Annotated in this window: 13 protein-coding genes; 9 read left to right on the top strand and 4 right to left on the bottom strand. The window is 52.3% G+C overall.

Annotation, left to right across the window (positions count from 1 at the left end; translation table 11 throughout):
- The first annotated feature begins 184 nt into the window (after positions 1-184).
- On the top strand, positions 185-2,995 hold the full coding sequence (locus AC6IB1_RS18295; protein ID WP_497567806.1) for an ExeM/NucH family extracellular endonuclease: 2,811 nt from the start codon (positions 185-187) through the stop codon (positions 2,993-2,995).
- Positions 2,996-3,125: 130 nt separating this feature from the next.
- Here the strand turns inward: AC6IB1_RS18295 and AC6IB1_RS18300 are convergent, their stop codons facing one another.
- Complete coding sequence (locus AC6IB1_RS18300; RefSeq protein ID WP_497567189.1) at positions 3,126-4,547, bottom strand: IS1182 family transposase; 1,422 nt, start codon at positions 4,545-4,547, stop codon at positions 3,126-3,128.
- Positions 4,548-4,779: 232 nt separating this feature from the next.
- Between AC6IB1_RS18300 and AC6IB1_RS18305 the strand changes: the two genes are divergently transcribed.
- The 7 genes from AC6IB1_RS18305 (at position 4,780) to AC6IB1_RS18335 (ending at position 14,601) form a co-directional block, all read left to right on the top strand.
- Positions 4,780-8,109, top strand: a complete 3,330-nt coding sequence (locus AC6IB1_RS18305; protein ID WP_497567807.1) for a PAS domain S-box protein — start codon at positions 4,780-4,782, stop codon at positions 8,107-8,109.
- The gene (locus AC6IB1_RS18310) at positions 8,099-9,067 is read left to right on the top strand and encodes a response regulator (protein ID WP_497567808.1); all 969 of its coding nucleotides are present in this window, start codon (positions 8,099-8,101) and stop codon (positions 9,065-9,067) included. Before AC6IB1_RS18305 ends, AC6IB1_RS18310 begins: the two co-directional genes overlap by 11 nt.
- A 79-nt stretch (positions 9,068-9,146) precedes the next feature.
- Entirely contained in the window at positions 9,147-9,725 is a 579-nt protein-coding gene (locus AC6IB1_RS18315; RefSeq protein WP_497569176.1) for an aminodeoxychorismate/anthranilate synthase component II, read from the top strand.
- Positions 9,726-10,043: 318 nt separating this feature from the next.
- A complete protein-coding gene (locus AC6IB1_RS18320) occupies positions 10,044-11,261 on the top strand; it encodes an aspartate aminotransferase family protein (protein WP_497567809.1) in 1,218 nt (405 codons plus the stop codon).
- A 43-nt stretch (positions 11,262-11,304) separates the two neighbouring features.
- The gene (astA, locus tag AC6IB1_RS18325; RefSeq protein ID WP_497567810.1) at positions 11,305-12,321 is read left to right on the top strand and encodes an arginine N-succinyltransferase; all 1,017 of its coding nucleotides are present in this window, start codon (positions 11,305-11,307) and stop codon (positions 12,319-12,321) included.
- A gap of 12 nt (positions 12,322-12,333) precedes the next feature.
- Positions 12,334-13,791, top strand: a complete 1,458-nt coding sequence (gene astD, locus AC6IB1_RS18330; RefSeq protein WP_497567811.1) for a succinylglutamate-semialdehyde dehydrogenase — start codon at positions 12,334-12,336, stop codon at positions 13,789-13,791.
- An 18-nt stretch (positions 13,792-13,809) separates the two neighbouring features.
- Positions 13,810-14,601: a DUF1338 domain-containing protein gene (locus AC6IB1_RS18335; protein WP_497569177.1), complete on the top strand. Its 792-nt coding sequence runs from the start codon at positions 13,810-13,812 to the stop codon at positions 14,599-14,601.
- Between the two features lie 18 nt (positions 14,602-14,619).
- Here the strand turns inward: AC6IB1_RS18335 and AC6IB1_RS18340 are convergent, their stop codons facing one another.
- A complete protein-coding gene (locus AC6IB1_RS18340) occupies positions 14,620-14,814 on the bottom strand; it encodes a hypothetical protein (RefSeq protein WP_497567812.1) in 195 nt (64 codons plus the stop codon).
- A gap of 184 nt (positions 14,815-14,998) precedes the next feature.
- On the bottom strand, positions 14,999-15,631 hold the full coding sequence (gene crp, locus AC6IB1_RS18345) for a cAMP-activated global transcriptional regulator CRP (RefSeq protein ID WP_002535199.1): 633 nt from the start codon (positions 15,629-15,631) through the stop codon (positions 14,999-15,001).
- A 236-nt stretch (positions 15,632-15,867) separates the two neighbouring features.
- Between crp and AC6IB1_RS18350 the strand changes: the two genes are divergently transcribed.
- Entirely contained in the window at positions 15,868-16,275 is a 408-nt protein-coding gene (locus AC6IB1_RS18350) for an OsmC family protein (protein ID WP_497567813.1), read from the top strand.
- Between the two features lie 128 nt (positions 16,276-16,403).
- Here the strand turns inward: AC6IB1_RS18350 and AC6IB1_RS18355 are convergent, their stop codons facing one another.
- Positions 16,404-17,273 (bottom strand): phosphoribulokinase, encoded by an 870-nt coding sequence (locus AC6IB1_RS18355; RefSeq protein WP_005501321.1) that lies wholly within the window; start codon positions 17,271-17,273, stop codon positions 16,404-16,406.
- Positions 17,274-17,316 lie beyond the last annotated feature (43 nt).

Consider the following 17,316-nt stretch of genomic DNA (forward strand, 5'->3'; position numbering starts at 1 on the left):
CACATTACGTTTTCAACCTAACCTCGTTGTTATCTGAAACTGTTGATTGCGGAACGCCATCCCAATAAATCATGCAAGACTTATTGTTGAAATAAAAAATCGTGGCATTCGTCACTTAAATGACATGCCGAGCTGTTAAATCATTTGCAGTGTTTATGACTTCACTCGCAAATAAGGACAGCAAATGAAGAACTTTACATGGAGCCCTTTGGCTCTGGCTCTCGTTTCGGCATGGCCTGCCAGTGCCGATGTGATCATTACGGAATATGTCGAAGGCTTGTCGAATAACAAAGCCATTGAGTTGACCAATACCGGGCCAGCTTCTGTCTTCCTCGACTCTCTCTCGCTAAAGATAGCGTTTAACGGCGACACTACTTTTAGTCGTAGCATTCCTCTTTCCGGCTCCCTTGGCGCCGGTGAAAGCTATGTGGTTGCTAACAGCAATGCGGACGGAGAGATCACCGGCGTTGCCCGACAAACGTCAGGCTCACTGACGTTTAATGGCAATGATGTGGTCGCTCTGGTTGATGACAATGAGAAGGTGCTGGACAGCCTTGGGCAGTTGGGCAACAGCAGCAATTATGGTAAGGACGTGACACTACGCCGTCGTGATGGCAGTTCCGGACGCACCGATCCCACCTCCGCATTTGATGTTGCTGTCGCATGGCAGTCTTTCGTCCAGGATACCTTTGACGGTCTGGGGTGTGACGGTGTTGATGCTTGTGACAGTGGCGGCGGAAGTACCTTTAGTTGTGACGGGGAAACCCTGACCCCAACCTATGCGATTCAAGGCAAAGGCGATCGCAGCCCGCTGGTGCCGGAAGGCCGTTTTGAAGCGCCGGGGACGTACTATGTTGAAGGTGTAGTGACTGCGGTCACCGAAAGCCTGTATAAAGGTTTCTGGTTGCAGGATGCCAACGGTGATGGCGATAAGACAACCTCTGATGGCCTGTTTATCTATACGGGTGACGCACCGCAAGGGATTGAGCCGGGCATGCAGGTGTGTGTTGCCGGTACAGTGAAAGAGTACTTTAACCAGACTCAACTGGATGCGTCAGACAAGCAATGGGAAGTGCTCGATACCCAAGGTGAACTGCCTGCAACCGCGCTGGTGGTTGAAGACGGTGAGACGTTGGATGACGCGCTGGAACGCCATGAAGGGATGAAAGTACGCCTGACCCATGACAGCGAACTGGTGGTGACCCGTAATTTCGGTTTTGACTTCGATGCATTCCGCAACAACATGGTACTGTCACATGAAGCGCCAAACGTCAAACCGACCCAGCTTTACATGGCTGGCTCACACGATGCCGCAGTGCTGGCGGCAGCGAATGATGCCAACCAGCTGGTTATCGAATCTGACCATAAAGCGCCGGATGGCGTAGTGCCGTATTTCCCCGGTCTGGATGCCGAGCAAGGTTATATCCGGATTGGCGATACTGTCACCAACCTGGAAGGGGTGATTGGGTACAGCTTCCGCGATTACCGGCTGGTGGCCACTAATACGCTGGTAGCCAGTGATTTTGTCCACGAAGACGATCGTACCGCAGCGCCTGAAGCATTTGACGGCACTAATCTGAAAGTCGCCAGTTTCAATGTACTGAACTATTTCACCAGTGCCAGCGCTATTGGCGGGGATCTCAATGTCACCTGTGACGATCAGGCTGATGCCGACGCATCAAATGGGTGTAACCGTGGTACCAAAGATGCGGCAGAGTTTGCGCTTCAGCAGGCAAAAATCGTCAATGCTTTGACCGCTATTGACGCCGATATCGTGGGTTTGATGGAAGTTGAAAACAACGGTTTTGGCGACAATGGGGCACTGGCAAACCTGGTGGCTGAGCTGAATGCCCAGTTTGCAGACAGTGCTGATCATTATGCGTATGTTATCCCTGCCGAGGCTGACCTGACTGAAGGCGCTTTCCTTGGCAGCGATGCGATTCAGGTGGCATTGATCTATCGTCCGGCCCGCGTTGAACTGAAAGGGGATGCCAGGGTGATACGCATGCCTGAGCAGCACATTAGTGGCGAAAACCCTCAGGGCGAAATCCGCCAGCTGGACAAATTCCAACGCGATAGTCTGATGCAAACATTCAGTCTCAACCACGGTGAAACCTTGTCTGTTGCTGTCAGTCACTTTAAGTCGAAAGGATCAGGTTGCTATGAAGACTGGGTGGCGGGTGAGTTTGACGATGATCCGGCAGATCTTCAGGGACACTGCAATGCGTTCCGTGTTTCGGCGGCAGAAACGCTGGGGAATGCACTGGCCGATGTCAAAGGTGACGTGATTGCGCTGGGGGATTTCAATGCCTATGCCAAGGAAGACCCTATTCGTGTGCTGACTGACTACGATGCTGATACCGCAGAACGTAAAATTGTCACTGCCGCTGGCACTTCGGTTGCAGGCGTGACGCTTGATGAAACCGCACGTGAAGTGGGTGACGGCTTTGGTTACATCAACCTTGCCAGCGAAGTGCTGGGTGATGAGGCTTTCTCCTACACCTTCGACGGGGAGCTGGGCAGCCTTGACCACGCCCTGGGTAACGCCAGCGTGCTGAAAAAAGTGACTGGGATTGAGGACTGGCATATCAATTCGGTAGAAAGCGCTTTGTTTGAATACCCCAGCCGCTTTACCGGCGATTTGGTGAAATCGACCAATCCCTACTCGTCGTCCGACCATGATCCGGTAATTGTCAGCTTGCGTTATCCGGAAAAACCGCAGGCGTTCAAACTGCACTTTAAGAACAAGAGCTTCTTCTGGGTTCAGCCGACAGTGAACGGGAAAGTGGATGGTGAGCGTCCTTGGCTGCGCTGGAAAGCCAACCGTAAATATACCGAAAAGAGTGCTTACTTCGATGATATCGGTGCCCAGTATGGTGATAAAGTCAAGCTGGGTTACCGCCTGTGGGGTGTTATCCGCATTCCCTGTGGTGAGACCGTGCTGGGAGACAATGTCCGCGCAGTCTTTCAGGGATTTAGCTGTAAGATCAGATAGTCCTCAATGTCTTCATGAGCAGGCTCCTCCGGGAGCCTCAGATTGCTGACTAACCCCGCTTTTTCAAGCGGGGTTTTCTTTTGTTAGTGGCCGAAGGCCGCGATCGCGCTATTTTTCCATATTGTTATGTTCAGGCTGCTTTTAGCCCATAGACGCTAAATTGCGTCACTATCTGGACTATTTGCCGTGTATTGAGCCCGATTTTGCGAAGATAAGCCTCCAGTAAGGCTATCTTCTTGATGTTTTGCGCTGCTGCCGCCAACCAGCATTGGATTTGTACTTTCAACAGACCACGGAACCTCGCATAGCGATGGCCATGATGTTGTTTGGCATCTGCGAAGCTTCGCTCCACCGTCTCTGCCCGTCGTCGGTACACTTTCTTTCCCCAGGCTGTCAGCCTCAAGGCATTGGCATTCTCTACCGATTTCTCGAACAGGTGCCGGGTTATCACCCGTTTGTGATTCTTGCTCTTGGTGCAATCATCGCGCAGCGGACAGGTTTTGCATATCTGTGGGTCAGAGTGATACTCGCGGTATGCCTGACGGTTGGTGGTCTTGTAAACCAGCTCCTGTCCCTGAGGACAGAGATAGCGGTCCGTCTCTTTGTCGTAATGAAAGTGCTTTTTCTTGATAGGATTCTTCGTACGGTGCGGCCGGCGGTATCCCATCACCGGCAGGATTTGGCGCTGCTCCAGTTCATGGCAGATAGTCGCGGTGAAGTAACCGGCATCAAGCCCGGCGGCAACAGGCGAGAGCGTAAAGCGCGCTAACGTGGTATCCAGACGGGCGATATACGGTTGGGCGTCATTCACATTGCCTGGCGTGACATGGGTGTCGAGGATGATGCCGTGTTTGCCGTCGACGGTGCGATGGTCAAGGTAGAAGAAGCCCTGTGGTTTTTGGTCCCGTGTCATGAACCCGCTGTCTGGGTCGGTGGTGCTGACTTTGGTGTTTTTCTCAATGTGACCATCTTTCGGTTTGAGTGGGCGTTTTCCTTCTGCTGCACGGTCAGCGTCAACCGCTTCATCTAACAGCTCGGCATAAGCACTGACGTTTTGTTTCACCAGTTCGTTACGGTATTTACGCTTGTTGGCATTGGCTTTCAGGTGAGTGCTGTCGGTAAATAAGACGCGTCCCTCGACCATGCCTTTGTTCATCGCCTGCTCGACGATGCGGATGAAGATGCGCTCGAACACGTCGGTATCGTTGAAGCGACGGCGGCGGTTCTGGCTCAAGGTGGACGCATCAATCACCTTTTCGGTTAGCGACATGCGAAGGAACCAGCGGTAAGCGACGTTGACCTCGATATCTTTGACGAGCTGGCGTTCACTTTTAACACCGAAGAGGAAGCCTAGGAGCAGGATTTTGAACAGGCGAACGGGGTCTATCGCAGGACGGCCATTGTTGTGGCAGTAGAGATGGGCGACTTCGTCGCGGATAAACTCAAAGTCGACGGCAGCATCGATTTTGCGAACAAGATGGTTTTTGGGAACCAACTGTTCGAGTGTCACCATCTCGAATTCATATTGCTGAGGGCCAGGGTCTTTAAGCATGTCACCACATCCATGATTGATTTGCTTATCCCTTATTAGATCAAAGCCCCAGCCAAATGGCCAGGGCTTTGTCAGCAGTCTGAGGCTCCTCCGGGAGCCTGTTTTTTTCTGCCCTTTTAATGGGTTGCCTGCAGATTCTTGACTAAGCTTTAAACGTGTCTCACGAGCGGTGCGGTGTCTTGAATTTGTGGTGTTGGATGTAAAGCACTGCCTTATGGTTTCGGAAGTTTTCATGTCGATCATTGAATCACTGTCGATGTTTCTCCTGCCTTCGGGAACAGAAAAACTGTTGCCGGTGGTATTCGTTGACCCTTGGCTCCAGTTGTTGGCAGCCATGGCCGCCATGTTAGCGGCGACCATGAGTTTTATTCATCGTCCGCTGCAGGAGAAGCGGCAACCCTGGCTGCGGCTTTCCTCTGTGCCGGTCAATGCCCTGACCCTGAGCGTCAGTATGTCGCTGATTGTTGTCGCTAATGTCTCCGCCAGTCCCATTTACCAAGCGTTCGGGTTTCAACCTCTGTTGCTGTTTTTGCCCTTGTTGGTCACGTTTGCATTAAATGTTGCCGCCCTGCGTATGGTTGCGTTTGCCCAAAATGCCCCTTTCCGGATCATTATCGCGTCAGGATTGATTGTCACTGCCATGGTGCTTCAGAATCTGCTGGCGTTTGCTGGAGTGAATAGGGTGTCTATTGCGCATCTCGATATGGCCCGCTTCAGCTTGTCTGTTATTGTTGCAGCAGCGTTAGTGACTATGGCTATCTGGCGCCGCTTTTCACCGCCCAGAAGCGGTTTTTGGGATAAAAACCTGACTGAAGGTTTGGTCAGTGGTGCCTGTATTACGTTGGCATTACTGGTGGTTGCGCTGACATCCAGTGCGTCGGTTGTGCTTTCTGCCCAACCGCTTCGTGATGGAGCAGTGGTGTTTTCGACGCTGGATGTGGTGTTGGTTCTGGCGTTTCTATTGATGTTTATCGTGGTGTTCAACCAGCTTGCTAATGCCTGGCTTTGCAGTCATGCCGAAGCGCGCTTGTTCAGCCAGCGTGAAGAACAGCTTACCTCTATCCTGCAGACGGCGACTGAAGCCATCATTGCGATAGACAGGAAGGGTAACATTACCTTCTTCAACCGGACCGCTGAGCGGCTCTTTGGCTGGCTTGCGTATGAAGTGACGGGAAAAAACATCCGCTTGCTGGTCACTGATGAGCATCAGCACCGTCACGATATGTACATTCAAAATTACCTTGAACGGCGTGGCCCTTCCGTGGTGGGGTCGGTGCGTGAGGTGATGGCAAAACGCCGAGATGGTTCTCAGCTGCCTGTCAGGCTGTCCATTGGTCACCATGGGGGCATGGGGCCGCATGAGTTCGTGGCTGTGGTGTCAGATATCTCCGAACAGCGCAGCATGGCCTGGGCATTACGTGAGAATGCCAAGCAATACCGTGCGCTGGTAGCCAATTTACCCTGTATGGCGTTTCGGGAAATGACCGGGGCAAGCCGGCATATTGTATTTATCAGTGATGCAGCTAAGTCCCTGACCGGGTACAGCGCGTCTCTCCTGACCAGTGAAAACGGGCTTTCCCATTTCGTTGGCCGTATTCATCCGGCAGATATCGACTGCTACCAGAAAGCGCGGGAAGAAGCAGCCCGCCGTAACGGTAGATATGATTGTCAGTACCGGTTTACTACCCGTGATGATGAGCAGAAGTGGTTCTGGGAGATCGGCCAGAGTTATCGCGCTGAGGATGGCAGTACATGGATTGATGGCGTGATTCTTGATATCACCGAAAAACATGAAGAGGAAGAGGCTGTTGAAGAGAAAATACGCCTTGCAGAGAGGGCAACCCAGTCGAAAGCCTCTTTTCTTGCCAAAATGAGTTACGAATTCCGCTCACCGATGAACTCGATTCTCGGGCTGACGGATATTTTGATTGAGGAGACGAAAAACCTCACTCACCGTCACCATCTGGAGGTGATCCGTGAATCGGGTAACAGCCTGCTCAGGCTGATCAACGATATCCTGGATACCTCAAAATTGGAAAGCCACTCCCTGCCACTCGATATCGTTGACTTTTCTCTGGTGCAGCTTTGCCGTCAGATTGAATTTATCGCCCGTGAAACCGTGCAGGCTCGTGATCTCCATGTCAGCTTGCATTACAACGAAGCACTCTGGGAACACTATGTCGGGGATTCACGCCGTATTAAACAGCTCCTGCAAAACATGATGCGCAGTGCGTTGACCCGGACCGAGAAAGGATACGTGGCGCTGCATGTGTTGCCGACTTACGACATGGTACGTTTTGCCGTCTCAAGCTTTGCTCGTGACCAAAACGCGGTGCGGGAAGATGAGTTGGTCAACACGGGGCAAACCCTGTCGGCCACATTGGTCACTCAGCTGATTGAATTGATGGGGGGACACCTGTGGTTTGATGGTGAGTCGATTCACGGTTCGGTGATGTACGCTGACTTACCGCTGATCCCTACCCAGAATTCGTCAAAAATGCGTGATGGTGGAGGTGTTAGTGTCACTCTTCCGCCCCTTGAAGTGTTGGTGATTGACGATGTGCAGCGGAACCAGCAAGAACTGAGGGATATGTTGTTGCGACAAGGGGTGAAAGTGCTCACATTTACCCATCTCGAGGCTGTGGAAGATGTGCTGAAAACCCAGCCGGTGGATGTGGTCTTTCTCGATGCCTATCTTAGTGGCGAACACTATCCGACACCGGAAACCCTCAAAAGCTGGGCAGCGGTTTGCCGTGATGAACCGCTGAAAGTGGTAGCCATGAAGCTTGCCGTTGATTCTACTTCCTATGACCAGTGGGATGCACTTGGCTTTGACTTCACTGTCGACAAGCCGTTTATCTGCGAGGATATCTTTACCATGCTGGCACAGTGCTATGGGGCGAATGATGACAATATTGCAGTCCTTAACCCGCCCAGTGAAGCGCTGGATTTATTTGACGATGCCTGGGCCTTTCAGCACTGGCCAACCAATGAAATCCTAATCAGCGTTATTCGGGAGTTTCACCGCCACTATGCCGATTTGTCGGAAGGGATCCGTCAACGGATGAAAGAGCAGCCCGAAGCCTTGGAGCCGTTGCTAAAACAGGCGCGGGATGCGGCAAAAAGTATCGGTTTCTCTATGGTTGAGCATGATCTTACACGCTTGTTGTGGGATGTGGAGGCTGGGGATGTGGCCAAAGCGGAATCGAAACTCGAACCGTTGAATACATTGCTACGGGCAACGTTTGAGCGGGCGCTCGCTTATCTAGGGGTCAGGAAGCAAGAACTGGAAGAGGGGGCTATCGTCGCCAATCTTCCTCAGGATGTTTTTGAACGGAAGGCGGAAGTCTTTATCAGTAAGCTGGCGGAAGGGCAATACGACGAGGCGCTGTATAAGGAACTGGTGCCAATCATGGCGGGGTTTGTATCGCCCTCCCAGCTGTTGCAGTTTGTAACATCCGTGGAAAACTTCGAGCTGGATGAAGCATACCGTCTGGTGGTGACGTTGATGGAGCAGATGCCAGTGTCACAGAGCACGGGGGTACAAGGTTATGGAGTATAAGGTGCTGGTGGTTGACGATGAGCCGAGCAACCTGCATGTAATGCGGACTATTCTTCAAGAACACTACACGCTGATCTTTGCCAAAAGCGGTGAGCGGGCCATTGAGCTGGCGATACAACAGCGTCCGGACCTGATCCTGCTGGATATTATGATGCCGGGGATGAACGGCTATGAAGTGTGCCGAGCCCTGAAGCGCGAAGACTCGGTCAGTCATATTCCGGTGATCATTGTATCCGCGCTTGATGAATATCAAAGTGAGGTAGAAGGACTGAAAAGTGGTGCGGCCGACTTTCTGATAAAGCCGGTGTCACCTGATCTGGTGAAAAGCCGGGTCGCCAACCTGCTTGGTGAGGCGCGGGCAACTATCATGCGGGAAAATTACCAGTTGATCGTGAACCAGATTGCTGCCGTTGCAGCATTGCGCCACAACGAAGTGGAAATAGCCGCTCCGCGTATTGCCAAATGCTGCGAATGGCTGGCGGTGAAATATGGCCTTACCAAATCTAAAGCCGAAGACATTGGGTTGGCATACCCACTCTGTTTTATTGGCGGGCTGTGGGATGACAGGGGGAGCTGCATCACGGCAGAAAACCGCAGTTTATTGCTGTTGTCCGTAGCGACCAAAGGGTTTGCCTGCGTGGCTGCCACCTTGCTGACTTACAAAAATGTGCGTTGGGACGGCACGGGTTTCCCGGAAATTGGGGCAGATAAAATCCCCGAGGAATGCCGGGTAGTGACGGCAGCAGAGGCACTTGATCAAGCCGTAGAAAGCAGCTTCGGCAGCGTGGTTGAACGCGTAAATGCAGCGATTTTAGCCTTGTCACATCAGGCCGGCACCCTGATTGATCCCCGGTTAATTCATCTTCTCGATGAAAACAGTGACGAGCTCTGCCGCCTGTATGATGACTGGCTGTCTTCACCCTGGCCAACGCCTGTGCTTCCCATTAACGAGTACTGATGCAGCCGTGATGATGCTGTGTTAGGATTTGCGCCCAGTCCCGCGGGTGTGTGGCGGGCAGGACGCGATGGGAACAACAGTGCTGCTGATTATTGATAACTACGATTCGTTTACCTACAACCTGTATCAATATTTTTGTCAGTTGGGTGTCAATGTTGACGTGCACCGCAACGATGCCATCACGATTGCTGATATCGAAGCTATGGCACCGAGTCATCTGGTGATTTCCCCTGGCCCCTGTACCCCGGATGATGCCGGTATATCCCTTGAAGCCATTACCTATTTTGCCGGGAAACTGCCTATTCTGGGGGTTTGTCTGGGGCACCAGGCGCTGGCGCAGGTCTTTGGTGCCAAGGTTGTCCGCGCCAGGGAAGTGATGCATGGCAAAACCAGCCCGGTCAAACACAATAACGGTGGAGTATTCCACGGGCTGAATAATCCGCTCACCGTGACCCGCTATCACTCTCTGGTCGTGCAGGCCGACTCCTTGCCTGATTGCTTTGAGATCACCGCGTGGACAGAGCAGAATGGGCAGTTTGATGAGATCATGGGGATCCGTCACAAGACTCTGGCACTGGAAGGCGTACAATTTCATCCGGAGAGTATCCTGACTGAACAGGGGCACCAGTTGCTACAAAACTTTCTTTCCCGCTACTGACGCCTTTTTATGCGGGCTTTTACCGCCGGTGAAAGCCGATCTTTATCACTGTTTTTACATTTTCGTATCACCACTTTCCTGCTATTAACAGTGAAACCTTATTCATTTCTGTCTGACAACTTTCTATTTGTTTCCCAACAGGAAAGACACTCTTACCGCTTGTTCTATTAATCATTTCGCCTTCTTCGCGCATAACTATGATACTTGGATGAATTTCCCTTTATTTACAGTCCGGGATAATGAAATTTTCTGCTATTGATGCGGTTAATGAAATGTAAATACTATGCTTATAGCAGAATCGACAGAAGGATATGAGCGATGACAGCCGAACATAAAGTAGAACGTAAACTGTTCGATGAGGTAATGGTGCCGTGTTATGCCCCGATGGCAATGATCCCGGATCGGGGGCAGGGGTCGCGAATCTGGGATCAGGACGGTCGTGAATACATCGATTTTGCCGGTGGTATCGCCGTGAGTTGCCTCGGCCATTGCCACCCTGTGATGGTCAACGCGCTGAAGGCTCAGGCTGACAAACTATGGCACCTGAGTAATGTGATGACCAATGCGCCGGCGCTGCGTCTGGCAAAAAAACTGACGGAAGTGAGCTTTGCTGAGCGGGTCTTTTTTGCCAACTCTGGCGCAGAAGCCAACGAAGCGGCACTGAAACTGGCGCGCCGCTGGGCGGTGGATGTCCACGGGCCGGAGAAAAGCGAAATTATTGCGTTTACACAGGGCTTTCATGGTCGTACGTTCTTCACCGTGACAGTTGGTGGTCAGGCCGCCTATTCTGACGGTTTCGGTCCAAAGCCGGGGGATGTTACCCACTTGCCTTATAACGATCTCGACGCGCTTGCTGATGCCATGTCTGATAAAACCTGCGCCATCATGATGGAGCCATTGCAGGGGGAAGGCGGTATTGTTTCGCCAGATCCTGCATTCCTGCAAGGGGTGCGTGAGCTTTGTAATAAGCACAATGCCCTGTTGATTTTCGATGAAGTCCAGACGGGCAATGGCCGCACCGGTACGTTTTACGCCTATGAGCAAACCGGGGTGACGCCAGATATTCTCAGCACGGCGAAGTCGCTGGGTGGTGGTTTTCCTATCGGTGCCATGCTGACCACGGAAAAACTGGCGGCCCACATGAAGGTCGGCACCCACGGTTCGACTTACGGTGGTAATCCCTTGGCATGTGCTGTGGCAGAGGCGGTAGTCAACGAAGTCAGTAAGCCGGAGGTACTGGCAGGCGTGAAAACGCGAGAAGGCTGGTTTCGTGAAGGGCTGCAAGTGCTGAATGCCAAATACAAGATGTTCAGCGAAATCCGTGGCAAGGGGCTGTTGATGGGGGCGGTGCTGAATGACGACTGGAAAGGGCGTGCCCGGGATGTGTTGTTAGCTGCCGGGGACGAGGGCTTATTGTTGCTGGTTGCTGGCACTAATGTGGTGCGCATGACCCCATCACTGGTCATTACTCAGGAAGAAGTAGACGAAGGTTTGGCGCGGCTGGATCGCGCGCTGGCAACGCTGACGGCGGCTTAACCCCTGGCGGTTTAGGCTCTCCGTTGCATCAGGAGGAAGTACGATGCTGGTAATTCGCCCAATCAGGGAAACGGATTTTGATGCCCTGATGCTGTGTGCCGAGGAGTCGGGACATGGTTTTACCTCGTTGCCAGTGGATGACACCCTTATCAAAGGGCGCATTGATCATTCACTGGAAAGCTTTGCCCGTAATGCTCAGGTGCCGGGAATGGAAGGCTACCTGATGGTGGCGGAAGATACCGAAACGGGCGACGTGGCCGGCACCACAGGCATTGAAGCCGCTATTGGGATGGATAACCCGTTCTACAGTTATCATATCAGCAAAATCGTCCACCATTCGCGCCGTCTTAATGTGCACAATGTGGTGGAGGTGCTGACTTTTGGCAACAATTACACTGGTGCCACAGAAATTTGCACCTTGTTCTTGCGTCCGGAATTCCGTGACGGGCTGAACGGTAAGTTATTGTCTAAATGTCGCTTTCTCATGCTGGCACAGTTCCCGGAAAAGTTTTCAGACGTGGTGTTTGCCGAGATGCGTGGTGTCTCAGACGAAGACGGTAATTCCCCGTTCTGGGCATGGCTGAAAGAGCATTTCTTCTCAATTGATTTCACCTTGGCGGATTATCTGACGGGCACTGGCCAGAAAGGCTTTATTGCCGATTTGATGCCAAAATTGCCAATTTATACCAGCTTGCTGAGCGAGGAGGCCCGGGCTGTGATTGGTCAGGTGCACGAGAAAACCCGCCCGGCACTCCGCCTTTTGGAAAAAGAAGGTTTCACTTGCCGTGGCTATGTCGACATTTTCGATGCGGGTCCGACGGTGGAATGCCTTCGCCAGAATATAGATTCCATTCGACGGTCATTTACCGCCAGAGTGAAGATTGCCGAGCACAGCAGTGCACAGGATTACCTGGTTTGTAACAGCGATTTTGAAAACTTCCGTGCCACCGCAAGCAAAGTGGCCATTGATGAGGAGCGCAACGAAGCCCTTATCGGTAGGGAAGTGGCAGAAGCACTGGGGGTGGAAGACGGTGAGACAGTACGGCTGGTGTCAGTTTAGGAGACGCAATCAATGACTCAATGGATTGATAATAAAGCAGTGACTGGGGAAGGTGAGGCATTTGATTCGCTTAACCCGTTTAACAGTGAAACTATCTGGTCGGGTAAGGCGGCAACACCTGCTCAGGTTGACACCGCTGTTAGTGCTGCAAGGAAGGCGTTTGCCAAATGGAAGAATACGCCATTCTCGGAGCGCCAGGCGCTGGTTGAGCGTTTCGCCGAAAACGTCAAAGAGAACAGCGAACATATCGCCACTGTGATGGCTGAGGAAACCGGTAAGCCGTTGTGGGAAACCCGCACTGAAGCGGCAGCCATGGTGGGCAAAATCGCGATTTCATTGCGCGCCTACGCAGAGCGCACCGGAGAGCGTGCCAAAGATGTAGCAGGCACTCAGGCGGTATTGCGTCACCGTCCACTGGGCGTGATGGCGGTTTTCGGGCCGTATAATTTCCCGGGGCACCTGCCAAACGGGCACATTGTGCCTGCGCTTCTTGCAGGGAATACCGTGGTGTTTAAGCCATCAGATCTGACACCTAAAACCGCAGAAGAAACCATCAAGCTGTGGATTGAGGCAGGCCTGCCGCAAGGGGTTATCAATCTGGTTCAGGGAGGCCGGGAAACCGGTGAAGCGCTGGCGCAATCCAAGGGTATTGATGGCCTATTGTTTACCGGCAGTGCCAACACTGGCCACATCCTCCACCGCCAGTTTGCCGGCCAGCCGGGCAAAATGCTGGCACTGGAGATGGGGGGGAACAATCCGATGGTGATCTCCGAACAGTTCGGCGAGTTGGATGCCACGGCCTATACAGTTATTCAGTCTGCGTTTATCAGTGCCGGGCAGCGTTGTACCTGTGCCCGCCGTTTGTATCTGCCAAAAGGGGAGCGGGGGGACGCCCTGTTAAACCGGCTGGTGGAGATGACCCAAAACATCCGTGTCGGTGGCCAGTTTGACGACCCCGCACCGTTTATGGGGGCGCAAATTTCTGTCCGCGCCGCGGAAGGTATTCTGGCGGCGCAGGCGAATCTGGAATCTCTGGGCGGTGAACCGCTGCTGAACGCCAAATTGCTGCATGATGCAGTGGTGTCCCCCGGTATCATTGAGGTGAGCAACATCGTCGATCTGCCGGATGAGGAATATTTTGGCCCGCTGTTGCAGGTAGTGCGTTACGATTCGTTTGAGCAGGCGGTGGAGCTTGCTAACGACACCCGGTATGGGCTTTCTGCCGGTTTAGTGTCTAAAGACGATGCGGAATGGGCATATTTTCTTGATCATATCCGTGCCGGCATTGTGAACCGAAACCGGCAACTTACTGGCGCAAGCGGTGATGCCCCATTCGGTGGGCCGGGTGCGTCCGGTAATCTTCGCCCCAGTGCGTATTATGCCGCTGATTATTGCGCCTACCCAATGGCATCGATGGAAGGGAGCGACGTATCGCTTCCCTCACAGCTTAGTCCGGGTCTTACTCTCTAATGATATCAGGAGGATATGATGGAACGCGTTCAGGCTTTATTCGACGGACTTTGGCAAGACTACACCACGCGTTTGTGTCCCTCCGCAGCGAAGGTGCATGCGCTGCTGGAAGAAGGTGCACCGCTGCTCAATGACCACATCGCACTGCGCACTTTTGCGCTGCCCAAAGTGGGGCTGGATCGTCTGGCGGCCCCTTTTATCGCCATCGGCTATGAACCGAAAGGGGAATACGAGTTTAAAGCGAAGAAGCTGTTTGCACGCCATTTTGAGCTCCCGAATCCAGATGCGCCCAAAGTGTTTATCAGTGAGCTTTTAGTCGGGCAGTGCTCTTCAGAGCTACAGATGGCGGTGCGTGCGTTGGTCGATCAGGTTGATGAAACGGCGCTGGACGATCCTGCCTTCCTCTACGGTGGCCGGCTGTGGGATATCGACTTTGAGACTTACCAGACGCTGGCAAGTGAGAGTGAGTATGCCGGTTGGCTGTCAGCCCATGGCTTTGGTGCCAATCACTTTACTGTCAGTGTGAATCCGTTGAGTACCCTGAACTCGGTGAAAGGGGTCAATGATGTGCTGCGTCAATCTGGCTTTTCTATCAATGAATCGGGTGGTGAAGTCAAAGGCAGTCCAGAGGTTTTCCTTGAACAGTCATCAACCATGGCGGACAAGGTGATGGTACGTTTCAGTGACGGTGAAAAATGTGTGCCGGGTGGGTTTTATGAGTTTGCCAAGCGCTATCCGCTGGAGGATGGCTCGCTCTACCAGGGCTTTGTGGAGGCCTCGGCAGACAAGATATTTGAAAGCACCAACTGACGGGATGATTTTGCTTGCTCAGTAGACCTGTGGCGAAGGCCACTCGCCGTTAACCGGGGTATCAAAGCGGCGACGGTCTTCTCCCAGCATACGCTGGATCTGGTAGTGACCCGGATCGCTGAAACCGGTCAACTCTGTGCTGAGGTGTCCGGGAGGAGCGATGATGGGTGATTTGGGTGATAGTGTTGAAAAATGCTGAAGCTCCATGTCCATGTCGATGCTCCCTGCTACAACGACTGTGCGCAAATGCATACATAACTTGCATTGAAATCTAGCACTCAACTGCCCGAATGGCCGGGAAATCGACGTGATTGTGATCACTCACTTAACCAGCAAAAAAGCCACCGCAAAAAAGGTGGCTTCTCTTATCCGTTTATCCGTTGTGGTGCGGCTGGGTCTAACGGGTGCCGTATACCACAATGGTTTTACCGTGTGCGGAAATCAGGTTCTGCTCTTCAAGCATCTTCAGGATGCGGCCGACGGTTTCACGTGAACAGCCAACGATTTGACCGATTTCCTGACGGGTGATCTTGATTTGCATACCGTCTGGGTGGGTCATTGCATCGGGTTGTTTTGCCAGATTCAGCAGTGTCTGTGCAATACGACCGGTGACATCCAGAAACGCCAGGTCACCGACTTTCTGGCTGGTCACTTGCAGACGGCGAGCCATCTGAGAAGACAGGCGCATCAGGATATCCGGATTCACCTGGATCAGCTGGCGGAATTTCTTGAATGAGATTTCTGCAACTTCACATGGAGATTTCGCGCGAACCCAAGCGGTACGCTCCTGATCTTCCTCAAATAGGCCTAACTCACCAATGAAGTCGCCCTGATTGAGGTAAGAGAGGATCATCTCCTTGCCTTCTTCATCCTTGATCAGTACCGCCACAGAACCTTTGACAATGTAGTACAGCGTCTCGGCTTTCTCACCAGCATGGATAAGCGTGCTTTTCGACGGATACTTATGAATGTGGCAGTGTGAAAGGAACCACTCTAATGTTGGGTCTGTTTGAGGTTTTCCTGGAACCATATCTCTCATTTCCTCTGCAGTTGTTGCCTGATGAGTCTTCCTTAGCCCACCGTTTTGCGGCACAAGTCCGTTGGATAGCATAAAGTGTCGGCAGTCAGGCTACAAGCTCTCTGTTTGAGCCATTGAGTTTATCCTTTTTCCAGTACGATTTCTTGATTTTGATATGGACTTAGGCCGCTATTAAAGGCTAAAAACGTGGACAAGATCACGACACTGAAAGTAATTGGAGGCAAGTAATGCAAGCGAACGTCAAATGGTGTGGAAATGAGACCTTCCTCGGACTATCAAATTCTGGTCACAGTATTGTGATGGATGGAAATGGTGGTGAAAATGCACCAAGTCCAATGGAAATGGTATTGATGGGGGCTGGCGGTTGCAGCTCCGTTGACGTGGTCGCTGCACTGAAAGCAGGCGCACAGCAGGTCACGTCTTGCGTGGCAGAGCTCAGCGCAGAGCGGCGTGAGCAAGCGCCGCGCCTGTTTACCCGTATTAACATTCATTTCGTGGTGTCGGGTAAAGGTCTGGATGAAAGTCTGGTGGCATCAGCGGTGAAAGACAGCCTGGAAAAATACTGCTCGGTCTGTTTGATGCTCGGTGCGGGGGTTGAAATGACGCACAGTTATGAAGTTATTGAGACCGTCTGAATATGTAACATTGTTATCAACCTGAAACCGAAGGAGGGGAAGCCTCTCCTTCGGTTTCTTTTGGGGGCGGGGCTATCAGACAAGTTGTTGTCTGTATCGTTGTGGTGCTTGCGTGGGGGACAAAAGGTTTAGCTTATCTTGCCGGTTTCAATCAGCTGTTGGATAAGTGGACGGATAATGAGCTCCATGGCAAAGCTCATCTTGCCGCCGGGGACCACCAGAGTATTGTGGCGTGACATAAAAGATCCCTGGATCATCGCTAACAAATAAGGAAAATCAACATGTTTGATGCCCCGGAAACGGATCACCACGAAACTTTCATCCAGACTGGGGATTCCTTTGGCATTGAGCGGGTTGGACGTGTCCACTGTCGGCACCCGCTGGAAGTTAATGTGGGTACGGCTGAACTGTGGTGTGATGTAGTTCAGGTAATCATCCATCGAGCGGACGATAGAGTCCATGACGGCTTCGCGGGAGTGACCACGGTCGCGGGTGTCGCGGACGAACTTCTGGATCCACTCTAGGTTTACAATTGGCACCATACCAATCAGCAAATCGACGTGTTGGGCAACGTTGTTTTCACCGTCGACCACACCGCCGTGCAAGCCCTCATAGAACATAAGATCAGTATTGGCCGGTAAATCCTGCCAGGCAGTAAAGGTGCCTGGCATCTGGTTGTAAGGCACTGCTTCATCAAAGGTATGGAGATAGCGGCGGAACTGGCCGGTACCTTGCTCGCCATATTCCTTAAAAAAAGATTCGAGCCTTGGGAAGTCGTTGGCGGTGGGGCCAAAGTAACTGATATGCCGGCCCTGCTCTTTCGCTTTTCGGATTTCTACGTCCATTTCGGGACGGGTATAACGGTGAAAACTGTCACCTTCCACCCAGGCTGCGCTGATTTTCATCATATTGAAAATTTTGCGAAAAGCATCAGAGGTGGTAGTTGTTCCTGCGCCGGATGAACCGGTGACTGCAATAATGGGATGTTTTGCAGACATGACAAACCCTGTCAATGTAGAAAGATGGCAACAGTTAACAGGG

The organism is Grimontia sp. THUN1695 (assembly GCF_059704325.2).

Coding starts and splice junctions, on each gene's coding strand:
- AC6IB1_RS18295 (WP_497567806.1), top strand. CDS start 185: ATGAAGAACTTTACATGGAGCCCTTTGGCTCTGGCTCTCGTTTCGGCA.
- AC6IB1_RS18300 (WP_497567189.1), bottom strand. CDS start 4,547: ATGCTTAAAGACCCTGGCCCTCAGCAATATGAATTCGAGATGGTGACA.
- AC6IB1_RS18305 (WP_497567807.1), top strand. CDS start 4,780: ATGTCGATCATTGAATCACTGTCGATGTTTCTCCTGCCTTCGGGAACA.
- AC6IB1_RS18310 (WP_497567808.1), top strand. CDS start 8,099: ATGGAGTATAAGGTGCTGGTGGTTGACGATGAGCCGAGCAACCTGCAT.
- AC6IB1_RS18320 (WP_497567809.1), top strand. CDS start 10,044: ATGACAGCCGAACATAAAGTAGAACGTAAACTGTTCGATGAGGTAATG.
- astA (WP_497567810.1), top strand. CDS start 11,305: ATGCTGGTAATTCGCCCAATCAGGGAAACGGATTTTGATGCCCTGATG.
- astD (WP_497567811.1), top strand. CDS start 12,334: ATGACTCAATGGATTGATAATAAAGCAGTGACTGGGGAAGGTGAGGCA.
- AC6IB1_RS18335 (WP_497569177.1), top strand. CDS start 13,810: ATGGAACGCGTTCAGGCTTTATTCGACGGACTTTGGCAAGACTACACC.
- AC6IB1_RS18340 (WP_497567812.1), bottom strand. CDS start 14,814: ATGGACATGGAGCTTCAGCATTTTTCAACACTATCACCCAAATCACCC.
- crp (WP_002535199.1), bottom strand. CDS start 15,631: ATGGTTCCAGGAAAACCTCAAACAGACCCAACATTAGAGTGGTTCCTT.
- AC6IB1_RS18350 (WP_497567813.1), top strand. CDS start 15,868: ATGCAAGCGAACGTCAAATGGTGTGGAAATGAGACCTTCCTCGGACTA.
- AC6IB1_RS18355 (WP_005501321.1), bottom strand. CDS start 17,273: ATGTCTGCAAAACATCCCATTATTGCAGTCACCGGTTCATCCGGCGCA.